Source organism: Actinoplanes sp. NPDC051494 (genome assembly GCF_044454705.1).
Taxonomy (GTDB): Bacteria; Actinomycetota; Actinomycetes; order Mycobacteriales; family Micromonosporaceae; genus Actinoplanes.
The window spans coordinates 153,629-173,656 of sequence record NZ_JBITDZ010000004.1 but is presented as its reverse complement, the minus strand read 5'-3'; the positions used below and the strand labels follow the sequence as shown (position 1 = coordinate 173,656).

The 20,028-nt window shown below is 71.5% G+C and carries 22 protein-coding genes; 16 read left to right on the top strand and 6 right to left on the bottom strand.

Features of this window, described 5'->3' with window-relative positions; all coding sequences use genetic code 11:
* Positions 1-2 precede the first annotated feature (2 nt).
* Positions 3-383, top strand: coding sequence for a DUF2750 domain-containing protein (locus ACIA6A_RS17545; RefSeq protein ID WP_396098709.1), 381 nt, complete (start codon positions 3-5; stop codon positions 381-383).
* Positions 384-434: 51 nt separating this feature from the next.
* Here ACIA6A_RS17545 and ACIA6A_RS17540 read toward each other — a convergent pair whose 3' ends face one another.
* A complete protein-coding gene (locus ACIA6A_RS17540) occupies positions 435-1,895 on the bottom strand; it encodes a hypothetical protein (protein ID WP_396098708.1) in 1,461 nt (486 codons plus the stop codon).
* A 251-nt stretch (positions 1,896-2,146) separates the two neighbouring features.
* On the opposite strand from ACIA6A_RS17540, the gene ACIA6A_RS17535 reads away from it, so the two are divergent.
* From ACIA6A_RS17535 to ACIA6A_RS17525, 3 genes are read left to right on the top strand one after another with little or no spacing between them, the layout of a single operon-like run.
* Positions 2,147-3,751, top strand: a complete 1,605-nt coding sequence (locus ACIA6A_RS17535; protein ID WP_396098707.1) for a methyl-accepting chemotaxis protein — start codon at positions 2,147-2,149, stop codon at positions 3,749-3,751.
* A 14-nt stretch (positions 3,752-3,765) separates the two neighbouring features.
* Positions 3,766-4,047, top strand: a complete 282-nt coding sequence (locus ACIA6A_RS17530) for a hypothetical protein (protein ID WP_396098706.1) — start codon at positions 3,766-3,768, stop codon at positions 4,045-4,047.
* A gap of 15 nt (positions 4,048-4,062) precedes the next feature.
* Positions 4,063-4,578 (top strand): GAF domain-containing protein, encoded by a 516-nt coding sequence (locus ACIA6A_RS17525; RefSeq protein ID WP_396098705.1) that lies wholly within the window; start codon positions 4,063-4,065, stop codon positions 4,576-4,578.
* Here ACIA6A_RS17525 and ACIA6A_RS17520 read toward each other — a convergent pair.
* Positions 4,550-5,656, bottom strand: coding sequence for a hypothetical protein (locus ACIA6A_RS17520; protein WP_396098704.1), 1,107 nt, complete (start codon positions 5,654-5,656; stop codon positions 4,550-4,552). The two genes, ACIA6A_RS17525 and ACIA6A_RS17520, sit on opposite strands and share 29 nt — an antisense overlap.
* Entirely contained in the window at positions 5,653-6,285 is a 633-nt protein-coding gene (locus tag ACIA6A_RS17515; protein ID WP_396098703.1) for a hypothetical protein, read from the bottom strand. Before ACIA6A_RS17515 ends, ACIA6A_RS17520 begins: the two co-directional genes overlap by 4 nt.
* A 258-nt stretch (positions 6,286-6,543) precedes the next feature.
* On the opposite strand from ACIA6A_RS17515, the gene ACIA6A_RS17510 reads away from it, so the two are divergent.
* From ACIA6A_RS17510 to ACIA6A_RS17495, 4 genes are all read left to right on the top strand, one after another.
* Entirely contained in the window at positions 6,544-7,038 is a 495-nt protein-coding gene (locus tag ACIA6A_RS17510) for a RidA family protein (RefSeq protein ID WP_396098702.1), read from the top strand.
* Positions 7,039-7,115: 77 nt separating this feature from the next.
* The gene (locus ACIA6A_RS17505) at positions 7,116-7,973 is read left to right on the top strand and encodes a DUF817 domain-containing protein (RefSeq protein ID WP_396098701.1); all 858 of its coding nucleotides are present in this window, start codon (positions 7,116-7,118) and stop codon (positions 7,971-7,973) included.
* On the top strand, positions 7,957-9,483 hold the full coding sequence (locus ACIA6A_RS17500) for an alpha-N-arabinofuranosidase (protein ID WP_396098700.1): 1,527 nt from the start codon (positions 7,957-7,959) through the stop codon (positions 9,481-9,483). The genes ACIA6A_RS17505 and ACIA6A_RS17500 overlap by 17 nt, the downstream gene beginning before the upstream one ends.
* Positions 9,480-10,082, top strand: coding sequence for an HD domain-containing protein (locus ACIA6A_RS17495; RefSeq protein ID WP_396098699.1), 603 nt, complete (start codon positions 9,480-9,482; stop codon positions 10,080-10,082). The genes ACIA6A_RS17500 and ACIA6A_RS17495 overlap by 4 nt, the downstream gene beginning before the upstream one ends.
* On the opposite strand, the gene ACIA6A_RS17490 is transcribed toward ACIA6A_RS17495, so the two are convergent.
* Positions 10,075-10,713 (bottom strand): response regulator transcription factor, encoded by a 639-nt coding sequence (locus tag ACIA6A_RS17490; RefSeq protein ID WP_396098698.1) that lies wholly within the window; start codon positions 10,711-10,713, stop codon positions 10,075-10,077. The genes ACIA6A_RS17495 and ACIA6A_RS17490 overlap by 8 nt on opposite strands.
* Before the next feature lie 85 nt (positions 10,714-10,798).
* Between ACIA6A_RS17490 and ACIA6A_RS17485 the strand changes: the two genes are divergently transcribed.
* Both ACIA6A_RS17485 and ACIA6A_RS17480 read left to right on the top strand, forming a co-directional pair.
* Entirely contained in the window at positions 10,799-11,638 is an 840-nt protein-coding gene (locus ACIA6A_RS17485) for an aldo/keto reductase (protein WP_396098697.1), read from the top strand.
* The gene (locus tag ACIA6A_RS17480) at positions 11,638-12,330 is read left to right on the top strand and encodes a ThuA domain-containing protein (protein ID WP_396098696.1); all 693 of its coding nucleotides are present in this window, start codon (positions 11,638-11,640) and stop codon (positions 12,328-12,330) included. Before ACIA6A_RS17485 ends, ACIA6A_RS17480 begins: the two co-directional genes overlap by 1 nt.
* On the opposite strand, the gene ACIA6A_RS17475 is transcribed toward ACIA6A_RS17480, so the two are convergent.
* Complete coding sequence (locus tag ACIA6A_RS17475; RefSeq protein ID WP_396098695.1) at positions 12,320-13,363, bottom strand: acyl-CoA dehydrogenase family protein; 1,044 nt, start codon at positions 13,361-13,363, stop codon at positions 12,320-12,322. The two genes, ACIA6A_RS17480 and ACIA6A_RS17475, sit on opposite strands and share 11 nt — an antisense overlap.
* Before the next feature lie 63 nt (positions 13,364-13,426).
* On the opposite strand from ACIA6A_RS17475, the gene ACIA6A_RS17470 reads away from it, so the two are divergent.
* From ACIA6A_RS17470 to ACIA6A_RS17450, 5 genes are read left to right on the top strand one after another with little or no spacing between them, the layout of a single operon-like run.
* Positions 13,427-14,335: an AraC family transcriptional regulator gene (locus ACIA6A_RS17470; protein WP_396098694.1), complete on the top strand. Its 909-nt coding sequence runs from the start codon at positions 13,427-13,429 to the stop codon at positions 14,333-14,335.
* Positions 14,336-14,366: 31 nt separating this feature from the next.
* On the top strand, positions 14,367-14,756 hold the full coding sequence (locus ACIA6A_RS17465) for a hypothetical protein (protein ID WP_396098693.1): 390 nt from the start codon (positions 14,367-14,369) through the stop codon (positions 14,754-14,756).
* Positions 14,750-14,983, top strand: a complete 234-nt coding sequence (locus ACIA6A_RS17460) for a helix-turn-helix transcriptional regulator (RefSeq protein ID WP_396098692.1) — start codon at positions 14,750-14,752, stop codon at positions 14,981-14,983. The genes ACIA6A_RS17465 and ACIA6A_RS17460 overlap by 7 nt, the downstream gene beginning before the upstream one ends.
* Positions 14,980-16,017 carry an NAD(P)-dependent alcohol dehydrogenase gene (locus ACIA6A_RS17455; RefSeq protein WP_396098691.1) on the top strand — a complete coding sequence of 346 codons (1,038 nt, stop codon included), beginning with the start codon at positions 14,980-14,982 and terminating at the stop codon, positions 16,015-16,017. The genes ACIA6A_RS17460 and ACIA6A_RS17455 overlap by 4 nt, the downstream gene beginning before the upstream one ends.
* 47 nt (positions 16,018-16,064) lie before the next feature.
* A complete protein-coding gene (locus tag ACIA6A_RS17450; RefSeq protein ID WP_396098690.1) occupies positions 16,065-16,538 on the top strand; it encodes a cyclase/dehydrase in 474 nt (157 codons plus the stop codon).
* Positions 16,539-16,590: 52 nt separating this feature from the next.
* Here ACIA6A_RS17450 and ACIA6A_RS17445 read toward each other — a convergent pair whose 3' ends face one another.
* The gene (locus ACIA6A_RS17445; RefSeq protein ID WP_396098689.1) at positions 16,591-17,046 is read right to left on the bottom strand and encodes a DoxX family protein; all 456 of its coding nucleotides are present in this window, start codon (positions 17,044-17,046) and stop codon (positions 16,591-16,593) included.
* 211 nt (positions 17,047-17,257) lie between these two features.
* On the opposite strand from ACIA6A_RS17445, the gene ACIA6A_RS17440 reads away from it, so the two are divergent.
* Entirely contained in the window at positions 17,258-19,912 is a 2,655-nt protein-coding gene (locus ACIA6A_RS17440; RefSeq protein ID WP_396098688.1) for a BTAD domain-containing putative transcriptional regulator, read from the top strand.
* Positions 19,913-20,028: the final 116 nt, after the last annotated feature.

Below are 20,028 nucleotides of genomic sequence, written 5' to 3'. Positions count from 1 at the left end.
ACGTGGCAAGGGACGACATCTCGCGGGGCGAAGCGGAACGGCTGCGCGCGGGCAGCACCGCGGACCGGGTCACCCGGACGTTCGAGGTCCTCGCGGACAAGGGCGCGCTCTGGGTCTGGGGCGAGGAGGACGACATCCTGTTCACCGAGGACGCGGCCCGCCGGACCATGCTGCCGATCTGGCCGTACCCGGCACTGGCCCGCCTGGAGCACGAGGGTGACGTCGACGGCGAGCACGCCATCCGCATCCCGGTCGACGTGTTCCTGAAGGAATGGCTGCCCCAGCTCGAGGACGACGACGCGGACATCGCGATCTTCCCGGTCGAGGAACGCCCGGCGGAGACCCTCACCCCGGCCGAGTTCCGTTCCCGCCTGCGTTCCTGAGGCCCTGGCGGGCGCCGCCGCCGTCGACCGGCACCGGCGCCCGTGGGGTCGTCAGCTCAGCGGCAGGATCCGGGCGATCTTGATCGAGGAGCTGGTGCTGCCGGCCGCCGGGTACGCGGCACTGCCGTCCGGGTACGCCTTGAACGCCTGGTAGTTGTGGTCCTTCACCGCGACGGTGAGCTTGCCGCCCACGGTCTTGCCGGTGCCGGAGTCGTAGGCCTGCACGGCCATCCCCGAGCCGGAGCCGGTGGCCAGCAGCATCCGCCCGGTGCCGTACGAAACCAGGTGCGGGTGGGCCGACGAGACCGAGGTCTTGATCGTGGTGTCCGCCTTGCCGGTGCTGAAGTGCTCGAGGCGGACCTTGCCGCCCTGGCTCCACGCGGTCCAGTATCCCTTGCTCTTCGCCAGCACCAGATCGCCGCCGAACAGGGTGCCGTCGCAGGTGCCCGCCGCGACCGTACGGTACGGGTTGGGTTGGGCGATCCGGCAGTCGTTGTCGGTGGCGCAGACGGTGACGAAGTGTTTCGTCCGCGGGTCCCAGACGATGCGCGAGGTCCAGGCGTGGCTGCAGCCGACCTCGAACGCGTCCTTGTGCCCGCTGACCAGGCTGCCGCCGGAGCTGACCACCTGCATCCGGTCGCCCTCGTGCACGTCGACGCAGCTGCCGTTCTTGACGGTGATGGCGACGCCGAAATAGGCGGCGTAGTTCTTGCCGTCGGTGGCCAGCCGGCCGTGGTGCTGATACCACCAGACGAACCGGGCGCCGTCGTCGTACCCGTCCCGGCTGTCGCTCAGGTTCGTCACCTGACGGTCCCAGACCAGCTTGCCGGACGTGTCGAAGCGGACCATGTGCATCGTGTTGCACGGGCTGGACTCGCCACCGCAGAGCGGTCCCGAGCCGCAATTGCCCTTGCGGGTCAGCAGCAGCACGCCACCGGTGGCGTCGGCCTGCACGTCCTGCAGGTCGATGCCGGTGAAGCTGGTGGGGGTGCCGACGAGCTTGTCGGAGCAGTCCAGCTTGCCGAGGTACACCTTGCCGCCGGTGCCGAGCCAGGCCAGCCAGGAACCGCCGTCGGGGCGGGCGGCGACGGCCATCGGCAGCTTGTCGGTGTCGCCCTCACCGGCGTACCCGGTGACCGTGGAACCGAGCTTGACCTCGGTGACCTTGGCGGCCGGCGAGGAGGACACGGCCCGCCCGCACGAGCCGGTGCCGGTCGCTTTCGCGGTCTCCGCTGCTGTCGCGCCCGGGCTTTTCGGGCCTGCACTCGCCGGGCCTGCGCTCGCCGGACCGGCGCTTGCCGGGCCCGCGCTCGTCGTGGGTGCCGCCGAGGGGTTCAGGCTCGGGGTGGTGCCCGTGGCCGGCAACGACGAGTTCGCCGCTACCTGGTCGGTCGCGCCGGTGGTGTCGGTGCCGGTGTCGGTGTCGGTGGAACAGGCTCCTGCGGCCAGCGCGGCGACGACGGCGACCGTGACGGCGATCAGTTTGCGGGCGGGGGGTGCCGCTGCGCGCATCTCTATTTCCTCGATTGTTTTAATTTTTGTTTAGGGGTTTCTTAATTGCGATCCGAATAGGCTCGTGCCGCAGGACTTTACCGATTTCGCGGCGCGCGTCAAAGCCGTCTTCTTTCGCTCGGCAGGCCATTTCCGGGTGCACGTGGGAGCGATCCCACGGAGGGTGACCGTCCGGCCAGCTCAGGGTTTCCGCGACGGTGCCGAACAGGAGCAGGGGAGTGGCAGCGGGACACCGGGGAAGGGATACGCCGATGGCGGAACGACAGTGGAGCGCGGCGCATCTCGTGGCCGACCGCGGGATCCTGACGAAGATCGCCGCCGCGGTCGGTCTGATGGCGGTGGTGGCGCTGCTGGTCGGCGCCGTCGCCATCCTCGGCATGCAACGGATGAGCGACGACGCCGACCAGATCTACGAGCAGGGTCTGATCCCGGTCGAACAGATCGACACGGTGAAGCTGGTCATGGACCAGACCCGGCGCAACATGCTCAATTACGCGATCTCCAGCACCGAGGCCTCGTTCACCAAGTATCAGCAGGCCATCACCGCCAACGACACCGCGTTCGAGGCCGACCTCGCGGCATACCGGGTGAACACCGTTTCCCCGGCCCTTGCCGACGAACTCGGCACGACCTGGTCCGAGTTCCAGAAACTGCGCGACAGCGACCTGTTGCCCGCCGCCCGCCGCGGTGACCTCGTCGGGGTGGAGAAAGCCCGCGACGAGATCACCCTGCCCGCCGCGACCAAGGCGAACGACCTGGCCGAGCAGCTCGGTCAGGCGGAGGCGACCGACGCCAAGAAACGCCAGGAAGCCGCGTCCGCGGCGTTCCGGACCGCCCGCACGGAGATCATCGTCCTGCTCGTCACCGGTCTGCTGGCGGCGCTGGCGTTCGCCGCCTACATCGGCCGGTCCGTGCTCGCGGGTGTCCGCAAGGTCTCGTACGCGGTGGAGGGGCTGGCCGCCTGCGACCTGACCCGTTCCGCGGGGCTGGACTCGCGTGACGAGATGGGCGCGATGGGCCGCGACCTCGACCAGGCGGTCACCTCGGTCGCCGACACCGTCCGCGAGCTGGTCGGCACCGCGAGCGCCCTGTCCTCGGCCGCGGTCCAGTTGTCGAAGGTCAGCGACGAACTGACCATCGGCGCGGGGGAAGCCTCCGGCAAGGCCGGTGCGGCGGCCGGTGCGGCGGAGCAGATCAGCACCAACGTCCAGTCGGTAGCGGCCGGTGCCGAGCAGATGACCGCGTCCATCCGCGAGATCGCCACGACGGCGAGCCTGGCCGCACAGGTCTCCCAGGAGTCGATGGCGATCGCGAAGGACACCAGCTCGCAGATCGCCGAACTGGGCCAGGCCAGCACGGAGATCGGTGACGTGGTCCGGCTGATCACCTCGATCGCCGAGCAGACCAACCTGCTGGCCCTCAACGCGACCATCGAGGCGGCCCGGGCCGGCGACGCGGGCAAGGGCTTCGCGGTGGTGGCCAGCGAGGTCAAGGACCTCGCCCAGGAGACCGCCCGGGCCACCGAGGACATCACCGCCAAGATCGGCGCGATCCAGCAGCGCAGTGAGGGCGCCAGCTCGGCGATCGCCCGGATCGAGGAGGTCATCAACCAGATCACCGACTACAGCACCACCATCGCCTCCGCCGTGGAGCAGCAGTCGGCCACGACCAACGAGATGACCCGCTCGATCAGCGACGCGGCCCAGGGCAGCGGCGACGTGCAGGCCAGCTTCGCCGCGGTGTCCCAGGTGACGGAGGCGACCTCGGACGCCGCCCAGTCCAGCAAGGAGGCCGCCGACGACCTGTCCGGTCTCGCGGTCAAGCTCAACAACCTGGTCGGTCGGTTCAGCTACTGAGAAACGAGGACGTCATGACGGCCGATCCCTACCACATGCGCCGCCCCGACCTGGCCGAGGCCCGCCAGGCACTGGACCAGTTGTACGGTCACGGCACCGGCGAGCTGTGGCAGAAACTGCTCACCCAGGCCGGCCTCACCGGCCACGAGACCGACCCGTCCGCCGTCCAGCGCCTGGCCGACGTGATGCTCGCCGGTGACCCGGTCCTGGCACTGTCCGGCCGGGCCCTCGTGATCCGCATCAAGTCCTACGACTACCTGGCCGCGGCCGCCGCCGTCGTCGCGGACGCCCGCTGAGAAAAGAGACCCGCGATGACCACCGACACCGCCAAACTCGCCGACCTCGAGCGCCTGCGAGCCATGGCCGCCTACGACCTGTTCCACCCGGAGCTGATCGCCGAACTCGAGGAGATCTGCCGGGAGAGCGCCGAGCGCCTCGACATGCCGCTGAGCGCCGTCCAGGCCGTCCTCGACACCGCGACCGCGACCATGGCCACCAATGCCGGGGAGGCCGACTTCCTCTCGGTCATCGGCGGCTCGCCCAACGAGCTCTCCTTCTGCCCGCACGTCGTCCTGGACGAGGCCCCCTACGTCCGCGAAGACCTCGCCGAGGACGACGAACACCGGTTCAACCCAGCCGTACGCGCGGGCCTGGTCCGTTCCTACGCGGGTGCCCCCCTCGTGCTGCCGGACGGCCACATCGTCGGCAGCCACTGCGTGATGGCACCGGGCCGGCACGCGTTCTCGGACGCCGACATCGCCGAGATCACCGCCGCGGCCGGTCGTGCCGCGGAAGCCATCAGCCGCTTCCCCCAGCCGGTCTCCTGACGGCACTCCCGACGCGGCGCAGCTCGATGTCGTCGAGCTCGGTCGGCATCGTCGCGGTGTCACCACGGCACGCATATCCGCCGGGGAACGTGAACTCACCGGCGTCCGGGACCCGGGTGGCGCCACCCGGCCGGGTCAGCGTCGCCTCGACCACCGGCTCGGTGAGCTCGATCCGGCCCTGCCGCGTGGTCATCCGCCACCGGATCGTGCCCGCACCCCGGTAGTCGACCGCCCGGACCGTGCTGTCGGCTGTGTTCGCGGCCGGGGGCGTGGGTCGGATCGACTCGTCGCCCAGATGCAGGGTCACGGTGCCGTCGCCGGTGAAGGACCAGATCGCCGCCTCGCGTGCCGCCCAGGCGACGGTCGTGTCCGGCAGGAGCACCGGCCGCAGCGACGGAGCCTCGGTCCAGTACCCGATCAGGCACGCGTCGATCGTGGACGACCGGTGCTGTGCCGGGATCGCCCAGGGTGCGGCCGCTGTCAGGACCAGCAGGCAGCCGCCCGCGAGACAGCGGGTGCCCGCCGACCGGTCGCGTAACCGGTCGAGCTCCTGGCCGACCGCGGAGCGGAACCGGGCCCGATCGGTGCGGAACAGGATGCCGAGGCCCACGTCGAGCCGGATGAACGGCCGCCACGGCAGCCCGAACGCCCGGCTCCGATCGGCATACGAATACGGGGCGAGCAGCCAGGTCGGCTCCGCGCGGACCGGGCGCGTCCCGGCCGGATGGACTCCGGCCAGGGCCGACAGCTCCGATCGGAGTGCGGTGAACGCCTTGTCGTCGAGGGGCACCAGGGCGTCCCGCCGCCGGATCCACCATGGGTGCAGCGCGAAGAGCACTCCGAGCACGACGATGCCGGTCAGGACGCCGCGGCCGGCCCAGGCGATCAGCTCGAGAACGGCCGGCGCGGTGCACGCGTGGTAGGCGTCGGCGGGCAGCGAGGAACACTGCTCACCGGCCGCTTCGAGCCGCGTCGCGTGCGGCGGCACCGCCAGGTAGGCGAGCACGCCGGCCGCCGCGCAGACCGCCGTCCCCGCCACGAGCCGGGCCAGCGCCCGCCCGACCGTCCCGGCACTCATGCCGCCGCGTCCGTCCGGCTCATGTCCGCCCGGGCCACGCCGGGTCGTGCCATGTCCGCCCGTGCCATGTCCGCCCGTGCCATCTCCGCCCGTGCCATCTCCGCCCGTGCCACGGCGGGTCGGGCCACGGCGGGTCGGGCCGTGTCTGGCCGGGCAGGGCTTCGGGGCTCGGCCCGTCGCGTCCCTCGGCCGTTGCCGGACCGGACCCCGGGGACGTCGGCGAACCGCATCGCGCGGCCGCCGTCGTGCAGCGATGTGCCGGGGAAGGGGCGGATCCCCGTTATCGCGTCGGCCAGCTGGAAGGCCCGCTCCGGTGGGAGCCGGTCCAGCACCCCGGTGATCACGTGGTGGACCCGCGCGTCGCCGCTCAATGGCCGGGGTGGGGTGCCGTGCCGCATCGCCTCCTCGAGCCGATGGTCGCTGATCATGCGGGCTGCTTCCAGCATCAGCGTGGTGAAGGGCACCGCCGGCCCGGCCAGTGCCCGTTCGCGATCCCGGAAGTAGGCGCGCGCCAGCGTGTCGAACAGGTCCCGCTCGGCGTGGATCGCCGGGTCGCAGGCCGCGGCCCGCTCGACGAGCGTGGCGGCAAGATCGGATACGTCGCGGGGGTTGATCGCCGGTTCCAGCATCGCAGTATTCGAACACACGTACGAAGATCGCGGCAAGTCGATCTCCCGCCGCGGCCGGACCGCCCTGAGGGGCGTGTCGGTGGTCCGCTGTGCCAGGTAATTCGTGACCAGGCTCAGCCCGGCCGGACGGCGTACGACTGGGTTGCCGTCATGGTGTGAGGGTGTTCGTCGGAGTATGGCACTTCCCTCGAATTGGATCCACATATAAATTCTACGGATCCAAGGTTCGGAAGGTTGCACCGTTTTTGGAGGAGATCTGTGACTGAGACGCCTGAGAGCCGGGTCCTTGCCCTCGGCCTGAGCATTCCCGACTATGCGGATCCGCCCTACGGTGGCCGGTATGGCACGGTCAAGCCGTTCCACCGGGTGGGTGACCTGTTGCTGCTGTCCGGGCTGACCCCGGAGGACCGGGCCGGCAACCGCTTGCATCCCGGCCGCTTCGGCGACGACCTGACCGTCGAGCAGGGGTACGAGGCGGCCCGGCTGACCGCGGTCAACGCGCTCGGCCTGATCCGGCTCGCCGTCGGCAGCCTGGACCAGGTGGCGGCGATCGGCCGCAACCTGTGCTTCCTGCGCACCACCGACGACTTCGAGGACCTGCACCTGGTCTCCGCCGGCGTCTCGGAGCTGTTCATCGACGTGTTCGGCCGGGAGGCCGGGATCGCGGGGCGGGCCTCGATCGGCGTGTCCAGTCTGTCGCGCCGCAACTGCTTCGAGCTCTGGACCGAACTCGAACTGAAGCCCGGCGCGTGAGGTGGGGAGTCCCGGGAAAGTGCCATCACGATCGTGGGCGGGGCCGCCGGTCATGACCGGCTGGCAGGGTCGCCGTCGTGCAGTTGGTGCGATTCGCCTGGCAAGAGGCGCTCAGTTGTGGCTACGCGGTGGCATTCTTCGCCATGCTCGCGCTGGCCGAGGTCCTTCCGCTGCCCCTCGCCCGTTACGACGCGCTGCTGATCGGCTGTGTGGCGCTGACCGTGGTGATGTGGGCGGCCGGCGCCGAGACCGGCCGGGAAGTGCTCGTCATCGCGCTGTTCCACGTGGTGGGGCTGGCGCTGGAGCTGTTCAAGGTGCGCGCCGGCTCGTGGTCGTACCCGGACGACGCGTACACGAAGGTCCTGGGTGTCCCGTTGTACAGCGGCTTCATGTATGCGGCGGTCGGCAGCTACATGTGCCAGGCCTGGCGGCGGCTGGACCTGGGACTGCTCGGCTACCGCCCGCTGGCCACCGGTGCGGCCGCCCTGTTCGTATACGCGAACTTCTTCACCCACCACTGGCTGCCCAACCTGCGGCTGGTCGCGGTGGTGGCCCTGCTCGCCGCGACGTGGCGGACCCTGGTGACCTACCGGGTCGGGCAGAAACGGTATGCGATGCCGCTCGCCCTGTCGTTCGCGCTGATCGGCACGTTCCTGTGGCTGGCCGAGAACGCCGCGACGTTCCTGGGCGCCTGGGAGTACCCCGACCAGGCCGGCGTGTGGCGGGTCGTGCACCTGTCGAAGCTCAGCTCGTGGGCCCTGCTCGTGAGCGTCAGCTTCGTCCTGGTCGCCGCCCTGGTCCGGCCGGCTCGCGAAGTCGGGCCAGCTCGCGACGTCGGGCCAGCTCGCGACGTCGGGCCGGCTCGCGACGTCAGGCCGGCTCGCGGGGTGCGGCCGCGGCTGAGCGATGATCGATACCATGACGGAGCCCCGTAAGCCTCGCGCGCACCTGATCCTCGACCCGGCGTTCACGATCGGCGCGGTCGACCGGCGGCTGTTCGGCGGGTTCGTCGAACACCTCGGGCGGCACGTGTACGACGGGATCCACGAGCCCGCGCACCCGAGCGCCGGCCCGGACGGGTTCCGGCGGGACGTGATCGAGCTGGTCAAGGAGCTCGGCGTCACCACCATCCGGTATCCGGGCGGCAACTTCGTGTCCGGCTACAACTGGGAGGACGGGGTCGGCCCGGTCGCCGAGCGGCCCCGGCGCCTCGACCTGGCGTGGCACTCCACCGAGACCAACGAGGTCGGTCTGCACGAGTTCCAGGGCTGGCTCGACCAGGTCGGCAGCGACCTGATGCTCGCCGTCAACCTCGGCACCCGGGGGCCGAAAGAGGCGATGGAGCTGGTCGAGTACGCCAATGTGCCGTCCGGCACCGCGCGCACCGAGCAGCGCACCGCCAACGGCCGGGCCGAGCCGTTCGGGGTGGGCATGTGGTGCCTCGGCAACGAGATGGACGGGCCGTGGCAGCTCGGGCACCGCGACGCCGAGGACTACGGCAAGCTGGCGGCGATGACCGCGAAGGCGATGCGGCAGGTCGACCGGGGTCTGGAGCTGGTGGTCTGCGGCTCGTCGGGCCGGGAGATGCCGACGTTCGGCGAGTGGGAACGCGTGGTGCTCGAGCACACGTACGACGATGTCGATCTCATCTCCTGTCATGCGTACTACGAGGAGCTCGACGGCGACCTGGCGAGTTTTCTGGCCTCCGGGGTCGACATGGACGCGTTCATCGAACAGGTCGTGGCCACCGCCGACCACGTCCGGGCGCTCAAGCGCACCGACAAGCGGATCAACATCTCGTTCGACGAGTGGAACGTCTGGTATCTGACGAAGTGGAAGGAGCAGGAGAGCACGTTCACCATCGACGAGTGGCCGGTCGCCCCGCGCCTGCTCGAGGACATCTATTCGGTCGCGGACGCGGTCACGTTCGGCGGGCTGCTCATCTCGCTGCTCAACCACGCCGACCGGGTCACCTCGGCGAGCCTCGCCCAGCTGGTCAACGTCATCGGCCCGATCATGACCGAGCCGGGCGGACCGGCCTGGCGCCAGACCACGTTCTTCCCGTTCTCGCTCACCTCGCGGGCCGCGCACGGTGACGCGCTGCGGGTCGTCCTCGACGCGGACACCACGCTCACGTCCCGCTTCGGTGACGTCCCGGTGGTGGCCGCGGCGGCGACCTCGGACGGCTCGTCGGTGTCGGTGTTCCTGCAGAACCGGCACACCGCGCAGGCCACCTCGGTCACCGTCGACGTGCGCGCGCTGGGCGCGACCGGCACGGTCACGGCCCAGGGCATCTGGGACCGGGACGTGTACGCGGTGAACGACCTCAGTGACACCGAACGGGTCGGACCGCGTGGCAACGACACCGTGTCCCTGGCCGACGGCATCCTCACCATCGAGCTGCCGCCGGTGTCGTGGACCACGATCTCCATCGCCACCGCATGAGCGGGCCGATCCCCACGGACGCCGGGATCCGCGCCCTGCACGAGCGGTTCGCGCCCACCCGCGAGGCCTTCGACCTGGTCTACGAGCACTGCGAGATCGTGTGCCGGATCGCCGAGCAGATCATCGACCGGACCGCGCCGGACGTGGATGTGGCGCTGGTCCGAGCCGGTTGCCTGCTGCACGACATCGGCGTGTACGCGCTCTTCCTGCCGTCCGGCGACCTCGACGGCGCCAACTACATCCGGCACGGCGTGCTCGGCCGGGACATGCTGCGCTCGGCCGGGCTGGCGGAACGGGTGTGCCGTTTCTGCTCCTGTCACACCGGCGTCGGTGTCACCCGGGCGGACATCGAACGGCAGGCGCTGCCGCTGCCGCCCGGCGACTACACCGCCACGACGGACGAGGAGCGCCTGGTCATGTACGCCGACAAGTTTCACAGCAAGAGGACGCCGCCGGTGTTCGTGTCCGCCACGTCGTACCAGAGATCGGTCCTGCGGTTCGGCGACGACAAGGTGGCGGTGTTCGCGGCCATGGTGGAGCACTACGGCGAGCCGGACCTGGCACCCCTCGCCGCGCAGTACGGCCAGGACATCAGATGAGTCCCTCGCGGATGGCCCAGGCGACCGCGTGGGTACGGCTGTGCAGCCCGGCCCGGAGCGTGACGCCGCGCAGGATGTTCTTGATCGTGCGGGCCGAGTAGTTGAGCTTCTCGGCGACCTCGTCGGTCTCGTAGCCCTCCGCCATGAGCCGCAGCACCGCCCGTTCGCGGTCGCTGAGCCACGGCCGGCGCCGGTCCGTCCCGGCGCCGGCGCCGGCGCCGGTGTCGTGCTCGACGGCGATCGCCCGGGCGGCGGGCAGCACGGTCGTCTCCAGGTGGCGGCGGTCGCTGAGTGCCAGCCCGACGAGATCGATCAGGCCGCGCTGGGTGATCGTGGCCCGGGACAGCACCGCGACCACCGGGTATGCCGCGATCAGCCGCAGCAGGTCGACGAGCGGGGCGGGTTCGACGATGAGGATCGTCGGCACGCCGGTGGGCACGGGCGGTTCGGGTTCGTCGGCGACCGGTCCGGCGACCACGATCAGCAGGTCCGCCGGACCACCGTCCGGGGCGGACGTGACGACGACGGCGGGGGTGCCCCGCAGGAAGTCGACGACGCCCTCGGCGACGACCGGATCGTGCGCTCGCACATGGATCCGGACCGCGCGCGAGTTGGGGTCCACATAGGTCATGCGCGACATGATTCACTGTCGGCGCAAGGTCATGAATCGCGCGGTTTCCTTACTGTTCCGAGGCGTCCGGGGATAGGTTTACGTCATGATCAATCTTGGTGGGAAGAACGTGTCCCGGCTCGGTTTCGGGGCCATGCGGATCACCGGACCCGGCGTCTGGGGCCCGCCCCGCGACCATGACGAGGCCGTCCGGGTGCTGCGCCGGGCCGTCGAGCTCGGGGTCACCTTCATCGACACCGCCGACTCCTACGGTCCGTACGTCTCCGAAGAGCTGATCCGGGAAGCCCTGCACGACGGCAGCGGTTACGGCGACGTCGTCATCGCCACCAAGGGCGGCCTGACCCGCAGCGGCCCGAATGTGTGGCCGCCGCTGGGCCGCCGTGAATACCTGCGCCAGTGCCTGCTCATGTCGCTGCGCCGCCTCGGCGTCGAGCGGATCGACCTGTGGCAGCTGCACCGCATCGACCCGCGGACCCCGCGCGAGGAGCAGTTCGGCGAGCTCAGGGCGTTCCTCGACGAGGGCCTGGTGAAGCAGGTCGGGCTCTCCGAGGTCGATGTCGCGGACGTGCGGGCCGCGCAGGACGCCGGGGTCCCGGTCGTCTCGGTGCAGAACCGCTACAACCTCGGTGACCGGCGCGCGGAGGAACTGCTCGACTTCTGCACCGACCAGGGCATCGCGTTCATCCCGTGGGCGCCGGTCGACGCCGGGGCTCTCGCCCGCCCGGGCGGTCCGCTGGACGCGGTGGCCAAGAACCACCCCGGCGTCACCACCGGTCAGCTCGCCCTGGCCTGGCTGTTGCGCCGCTCGCCGGTGATGGTCCCGATCCCGGGTACGTCCTCGGTGCGGCACCTCGAGGAGAACCTCGGCGCGGCCGGGATCGAGCTGACCGACGAGGAATTCCAGCTGCTGGCCGACGCCGCCTGATGCACGCCCTGATCGTGCGCGGCGGCTGGGCGGGGCACCGGCCGGTCGAGGCGACGGAGCTGTTCCGGCCGTTCCTGGAGAACGCCGGTTACTCGGTGCGGGTCAGTGACTCGCCCGGGCCCTACGCGGACCCGGACGAGATGGCGCGCACCGACCTCATCGTGCAGTGCGTCTCCATGGGCGAGATCGACGACGACCAGATCGCCGGGCTGCGTGCGGCCGTCGCGGCCGGCACCGGGTTCACCGGCTGGCACGGCGGCATCGTGGATTCCTACCGCGCGTCGACGGAGTACCTCCAGCTGGTCGGCGGCCAGTTCGTGACCCATCCGGGCAAGGAGCCGGGTGAGTGCGGCGGCGGCCCGGAGGACAATTTCCTGCCGCACACCGTCGAGGTGACCCCGCTGGGCCGCACCCACCCGGTCACCGCCGGCCTCGACGACTTCGCGCTGGAGTCGGAGCAGTACTGGGTGCTGCACGACGACCTGATCGACGTGCTCGCGACCACCACCCACCCGGTGCGGCCGTGGCAACCGTGGCACCGGCCGGTCACCTCGCCCGCGGTCTGGACCCGGCTCTGGGGCGCCGGCCGGATCGTGGTGACGACCCCGGGACACAGCCTGGACGTGCTAGAACACCCCAGCGTCCGCACCATCATCGAGCGAGGCATGGTGTGGGCGACCCCTACCCGGTGACACCGGCGACGGTGCGGCCGAAACCCTCCACGGCGAGGTACGCGTTGAGGTGCGGGTGGCGGCTGCCGACTGCCACGTCGCGCCAGAACCGCTGCAGCGGGTTGGACGTCCGGAAGCCGCTCGTGCCGTGCAGGTCGAGCATGAGTTCGACCGAGGCGCGGCAGTCCCGGGCGGCCTCGCTCAGGTTGAGGTGCAGGCGGCTGCCGTCGGCGTCGGTGAGGCCGGTGCCGGCGTCGATCTCGGTGGCCACCGCGAGCATGGTGCGTTCGGCCCGCTGCGCCAGCGTGGTCGCCTCGGCCAGCCACTGCCGCGCACCCGGGGATGCGCCCATGTTCGCGTACGCGGTCATGTAGGGCTTGCGGTCGGAGGCGAACATCGCGGTGATGACGTCGAGCGCGCCGAACGTCGCGCCCACCATCGGTGCCAGCACGCTGATGGCGAACAGCTGCATCGTCGCGACGCCGAACGGGCCCTTGAACGGGGTCACCCGGCCGGCCGGGACGAGCACGTCCTCGGCGACCACGGTGTGGCTGCCGGTGCCGCGCATGCCGGCCATCTGCCAGGTGCGGTCGATGCTCAGGTCGGCCAGCGGGATCTGCGCGAACGAGAACACCCCGTCGACCATGAGGGCCAAACCCGCCCACTGCGCGTCCTCGCAGCCGGAGACGCTGACCCAACGACCATTGACGCGTACGCCGTGAGCTTCGGTTTCGCCGCGTCCCGACGGCACGCCGGTCCCGCAGAACAGCGCGTCCGGGTCGGCGAACAGCTCCTTCAGCACCGTCTCGTCGTACCCGCCGGCCAGGGTTTTCGCGGTGAGGCACGTGCCCGCGATCCAGGACGTGGCCGGACATGCCCGCCCCATGCCGGTCAGGGTGCGGGCGATCTCGGTGGCATTCGCGGACCTGCCGCCGTACACCTCGGGGGTGGCCAGGGCGAAAGCGCCCGCCTCGCGTGCCGCTCGCACACTGTCGGCGGTCGGCCGGTCCTGCTGCTCGGTCCGCTCCGCGTTCGCGGCCAAAATGTCGATCATGGTTCCAGGTAAGCAGCGGCGCCCGGCGGCGGCCATACGCGGCCGGACCGGATGGATACGCGGGTGGGTACCCTCGGCCCGGTGGACATGATCACCGCGGCGATCAGCAGCGTCCGGGTCGGGCGGGCCAATGGGCGCCGGGTCGCCGAGTCGGGCCCCCGTGGCCTGCGGCTCCCCGCGATGCCGATGATCGGCTTCCATGTGCTGCTGTCGGGTGACGGGTGGCTGATCACCGATACGGCGGCGCCGGTCGCACTGCGGCCGGGCGACGTCGTCTTCACCGCGGCCGGGGCCGAGCACGGGATCTCCCGCCTGCCCTGCACGCTGGGTGAGCTCCCACCGATCGAGATGGCCGACGTGCCGCCACCGCCGCATCCGGTCGAGTTCGAGTTCCTCTGCGGGATGTACCCGCTGCAGCAGGGCCGGGTGCCCGGCGTGCTGCGGCACCTGCCGGAGGTCCTGGCGTTCACCCCCGACTACGACCGGCACCCCGAGGTACGCATGGTCGTGGACATGCTCAGCGACACCTGTACGACGGAGCAGCCGGGCGGGGACGCGAGCCGGGCCGCGCTGATCGACCTGATGATCGTGCACATCCTGCGGCACCTCCAGACGCACAGCGCCCCCGGGCAGTGGCCGTTGACCAGCGAACCGGGCCTCACCGACGCGCTGGTCGGGATGCACACCGACCCCGGGCGGGCGTGGACGGTGCGGCAGCTCAGCGACGTGGCGGGGATGTCGCGGACCGCGTTCACCCGGCGGTTCCGGGCCGCGGTCGGGACGTCGCCGATGGCGTACCTGACCGGCTGGCGCCTCGACCTGGCCGCCCGCCTGCTGCGGGAGAGTTCCGCGCCGCTGTCGGCCGTCGCGCGCAAGGTGGGCTATTCGACGCCGTACGCGTTCACGGCCGCGTTCCGCCGTGCGTACGGCGTGCCGCCCGGCCGGTATCGCGACGATGTAAGAAATTATTGACGTCATGTAAGGAATCTTTTACCTTGAACGCATGACCACCGAAGAACGCCGGGCCTGGTCACTCGCAGTGATCGGCCTGTTCGCGTACGTGATATATCTGGTCCTGCTCCTCGCCGGGCTCTCCTACGTCCCGGCCCTGCTGGGGACGGTCGGCGGGGCGATCGCCGGCAACATCGTGGCCGGCGTCTTCTTCGCCGGTGACCGGCGCACCGACCAGCGTGACCGGGAGATCGGCCGGTTCGGCGACCACATCGGGCAGTCGCTGGTGGTGGCCGGGGCGGTCGGCGCCCTGCTGCTGGCGCTGACCGAGGCACGCTATTTCTGGATCGCGAACGTCATCTACCTGGGATTCGTCCTTTCCGCGGTGCTCGGCTCGGTCGCCAAGATCGTCGCCTACCGCCGGGGTTTCCACCCGTGGTGAAGCCGACCCGGATCACCAACACCATCCGCGCGCTGCGGTTCACCCACGACGAGATGACCCAGGCCGAGCTGGCCGACCGGATCGGGGTCACCCGGCAGACCGTGATCGCCATCGAGCAGGGGCGCTACTCACCCTCGCTGGAAGTGGCGTTCCTGATCGCCCGCACGTTCGGCGTCGGCCTCGACGACGTCTTCCACTATCCCGGCGCTGAAGGGGATACCCCATGAGAGCCATCGTCCACGAGACGTACGGCGACGCCGGCGTGCTGCACCTGGCCGACGTTCCCGACCCGGTCCCCGGCCCGGAGGATGTGCTGATCCGGGTGCACGCGGCCGGCGTCGACCGCGGCGCCTGGCACGCGATGACCGGCCTGCCGCTGATCAGCCGGCTCGGCTTCGGTCCACGCCGGCCCCGCAACCCGACCCCCGGCATGGACCTGGCCGGTGTCGTCGAGGCGGTCGGCGCCCGGGTGACCGGCTTCGCCCCCGGCGACGAGGTGTTCGGCTCCGGCACGTCCAGCTGGGCCGGGCTGGCCACCGCCCGCCCCGCCCGGCTGCTGCACAAACCCGCCCACCTGACCTTCGAGCAGGCCGCGGCCCTGCCCACCGCCGGCGCCACCGCCCGCCGCATGCTCGGCCACCCCGGCGGCGGCCACCCCAGCGTCCCCGCCGCGGGCGGCCACCCGACCATCCCCGCCGCGGGCGGCCACTCCGCCATTCCCGCCGGCGGCCACCCCGCCACCACCGGTGGCGGGCTCGAGGTGCTGGTGATCGGCGCGGGTGGTGGGGTCGGGTCGTTGGCCGTGCTGCTGGCCAGAGCGCGTGGCGACCGGGTCACCGGGGTGTGCGGCACGGCCAAGGCCGGGGCGGTCCGGGGCCTCGGCGCGGACGCGGTGATCGACTACACCCGCGAGCCGTTCACCGGGCGCTACGACCTGATCGTGGACATCGCCGGCAACCGGCCGGTCGGCGAGCTGCGGGCGCTGCTCACCCCGCGCGGCCGGTTGATGATCGCCGGTGGCGAGCGGGGCGGCCGGTGGTTCGGGGGCCTGGAACGCAACCTGGGGCTGTTCGCGCTGAGCCCGTTCGTCAAGCACGGGCTGGGCGCCCCGATCGTCGTCACCACGCGGGCTGATCTGGCGGCGCTGACCGCCGTCACCCCGCTGATCGGCGAGACGCATCCGCTCGCCGGGGCCCCGGAGGCGATGCGCCGGCTGGCGGCCGGGGCGGTTGTCGGCAAGGCCGTTCTGAGCTGTTCCTGAGCGGGATTCCCCGGCAGGGCGGAAAGCGATCCGGATACGCTGGTGACGTGCCCGTGGTCATCGAGGTCGTCACCGAGATCGCCGCCGATCGAGCGGTTGTCTTCGATCTCGAGCTCGACATGGATGTCCATGCCGCGTCCCTGGCGGGCAGTGCGGAAACCGCCAGGACGAGCACCGGCCGGCGCCGGTTGTCAGCCGGGGATGAAGTCACGTTCCGTGCCCGGCACTTCGGCATTCGGTGGCGCATGACAAGCCGGATCACCATGTACGACCGGCCGCACCGATTTGTCGACGAACAGGTCCGCGGTCCTTTCCGGATGATGCGGCACGAGCACACCTTCGAGCAGGTCGGAGCCGCGCGTACCCGGATGACCGATCGGATGTCGGTGGCCGCGCCATTCGGGATGCTGGGTTCGGTCGTCACCCGATGGATGGTGGCGCCCTATCTGCGACGGCTGCTCGTGCGGCGCGCGGAACACATTGCGGAAATGGCCCGGCTCGCGGGCGGCGATCCGGTGTGAACCGTTCGCGCGACCCCGCGAGACCATAGTCGACCGTCGATTGCGGAACGTTTCAGGAAATACCGTGGTGGGCCAGGTTGACCCAGAGGGTGGCCACCGTGGTGGCAAAAAAGATGGCCCATCCGACAAGATTGCGGGAACCCACCCGCATGTGCGCGATGAATGCGCCGATGAAATACAGCACCAGGCCGAGTGCGGCCAGGGTGCCGACGATGTGGACCGCGAATCCGACCAGCAGGCCGACCGCTCCCGCCGCCAGTGCTCCACCCAGGCGGGGCATCCACGACATCGGCAGGCGCTTGATCTCCATCTGCGCCCGGGGGTAGGAGTGATTGATCAGGTAGGTCACGGCGGCGAAGCCGGAAAATAGCGCGGCGGCGATGTTGAGCGTTACGTAGGCGGCGAACACAATTGCCCTTTCTCCGGGTGTCGAGGACCGGGGGAGGTCCCCGCCGGCGTCAATCTCGATCGATGCCAACAGAGTGCGGCTCTTCTCGAGAAAGGTCAAACCCGGGTCCTTCCGGCGCGTCGGTCCTCAGTGGCCGGGGCGTGCCGCGGGCTGCGGAGTGCGGGATGTCGCAACCCGTCCGGGAACGGGGTCGCGGTGCGGGGACCTTCGCAGGTAGGGTCCCCGTCGGCACGTAAACTCAGCCTTCGTGCCCACGGGGAAAGGGCATTCATATGTTGTATTCAGTCTGTTTTCGCGACCGGATCGCCGCATGACGGGCATGATGGTCGTCGATATCCGGCCATCCGCCGCACCGCCGCCGGAGCCGGCACCGGCCATGGTGGAGTTCCAGGTCCTGGGCCCGTTGGAGGCGCTGGTCGGCGGCCGGCCGGCCGGACTGGGCACACCCAAGCAGCGGGCCCTGCTCGCGCTGCTGGTGAGCCGGATCGGGCAACCGGTCGCGGTGGACATGATCCTGGAGACGCTGTGGGCGGGAGCCCCGCCCCGATCGGCGATGACCTCGCTGCAGGCGTACATCGCCAACCTGCGCCGGGTGCTGGAGCCGGACCGGGCCCCGCGCAAGCCGGCCGCGGTGCTGCGTACCTGCCCCGGCGGCTACCTGCTGGACGGCCGGGTGGTCGAGGTCGACGTCCACCGGTTCGGGGCCCGGGCCACCGCCGGATGGCAGGCCTGGGACCGCGGCGACGCCCCGCGGGCACTCGGCGAGTTCGAGGCGGCGCTGGCGATGTGGCGCGGCCGGGCCTACCCGGAGGTCGCCGCGGTGACCCACGTGGTCCCCGAGGTCGCCCGCCTGGAGGAACTGCGGTTGTCGGTCGTCGAGGCGCGGTGCGCGGCGCTGCTGTCCGTCGGCGCCCACGAGGTGGCCCTGCCCGAGCTCGAGGCGCTGGTCCAGGCCCATCCGCTGCGCGAGTACGGCGGTGAGCTGCTGAGCCTGACGCTGTACCGGACCGGCCGCAAAGCCGACGCGCTGGGGGTGCTGCGGACCATCCGTACCCGTCTCGCCGAGGAGCTGGGCATCGACCCCCGGCCCGCGCTGCAACGCCTCCAGCAGGAGATCCTGGCCCAGGACCCGGACCTGGACTGGCAGCCGGCCGGAGCCGGCCCGGCCCGGACCCGGGTGGCGCCGGCCGTCGCGGAACAGCCGGCCGTCGCGGAACAGCCGGCCGTCGCAGAACACCCAGCCGTCGCAGAACACCCGGCCGTCGCGGAACAGCCGGAGCCGTTCGTCGGCCGGGAACCGGCCCTGCGGCTGCTCGCCGAGGCGGTGGAGGCCACGGCCGCCGGACGCGGCCGGATCGTGACGGTGTCCGGTGAGCCCGGCATCGGCAAGACCGCCCTGCTGCGGCGCTTCGCCGGGCAGGCCGGCGCGCCGGTGCTCTGGGGCACCTGCCCCGAGCACGTCGCGGTGCCCCCACTATGGCCCTGGGAACAGGTGCTGCGCGCAGCCGCCCGCATGTTCCCGCACCACCCGTTGCCGGCCGCGGTGACCGCCCTGCTGGCGGCCGGCTCACCGCCCGACGCCCCCGCGAACGGCCCCGGTCTGCTGATGGACGCCACCGGAAGCGAGAACGCGAACGACACCGGGATGCCGCCGAACGGCGCCGGGCTGCCGACGGCCGGTGACACGCTGCGTGGGTTCGAGGCGATCGTCGGGTATCTGACCGGGCTCTCGCGTGCCGTTGCCCTCGTGGTGGTCCTCGACCAGCTGCATCAGGCCGACCCGGCTTCGCTGCGGCTGCTCGCCCATCTTGCCGGTTCGGTGCCGGCCGGGCGGCTGCTGGTGATCGCTTCCTACCGCTGCGGGGAGGAGGCCGCGCTGGGCGTCTCGTTGCCGGCGCTGGCCCGGGCGGGTGCGGCCCGGGTCGAGCTGACCGGGCTGGACACCCGCGATGTCCGGGCGCTCGCGGGTGCCGTGCTGGAGCGGACGGTCAGCCTGCCGGCGGCGGAGCGGCTGTGGGCCCGTACCGAGGGTAATCCGTTCATCCTGCGGGAGCTGATCGAGCAGCTCGACGGGGCGCGGGAGGAGGACCGCCCGGACGACGTCGCGGTGCCGGTGCCGGTGCGTGATCTGGTGCTGCGCCGGGTCGGCCGGTTGCCGGTGGCCGCGGCCGAGCTGTTGTCGGTCGCCGCCGTGGCGGGCCGGTCCTTCGACATCGAGGTGGTCGCCGAGGCCGCGTCGGTCGAGGTCGAGGCGGCGCTGGGGGCCATGGACGCGGCGGTCGCGGCCGGTCTCGTCGCCGAGGACCGCCGGCTGGGCTGGTTCCGGTTCGCGCATCCGGTGACCCGGGAGGTGCTGTACGAGACGACCGGCCGGCTGCGGCGGGTCCGCCGGCACCTGCGGATCGGCGCGGCCGCCGCCCGGGCCTGGGCGAACGAACCCGAGCGGGCCGCTGAGACCGCCCATCACTGGCTGCTCGCCGCCGAGCTGGACCCGGCCGCCGCCGCCCACGCGGTGACCCATGCCGCGACCGCCGCCCGGGTCGCCGCCGCGAATCTCGCGTTCGCCGACGCCGCCGCGCTGTGGCGGCGGGCGCTGTCCGCGGCGGACCTGACCGGGCAGGACGACCTCGACCGCTATCCGCTGCTGATGGGGCTGGGCACGTCGCTGTACCGCTCCGGTAACCATCAGGACGGCCTCCCGGTGCTGATCCAGGCGATGGAGGAGGCGCTCGCCGGGCCCGGCCCGGACGCGTCCCGGCTGGTCACCGCGGCGGTCGCGGCGGTCGGTGAGCTGTCGTGGCACCCGCCGCACCACGGTGCGGTCAACCGCCGGCTCCTCGACGTCCTGCAGCGCGCCCTGCCCCGGGTCACCGATCCCGGGCAGCGTTCGCTGGTGCGGTCCTGCCTGTCCGTCGTCCGCAACCGGGACGGCGATCCGGCGCGCCGGCCCGCCCTGGTCGCCTGAGCGGAACTCCCAGCACCGCCCGAACCCGCCCGGCCCACAGGCCGGGCGGGTTCTTTCGTGGGTGGGTGCCCGCCAAGCCGCCACCAATCCGTGGCCCGGCCGCGCTTAAGCCCGCC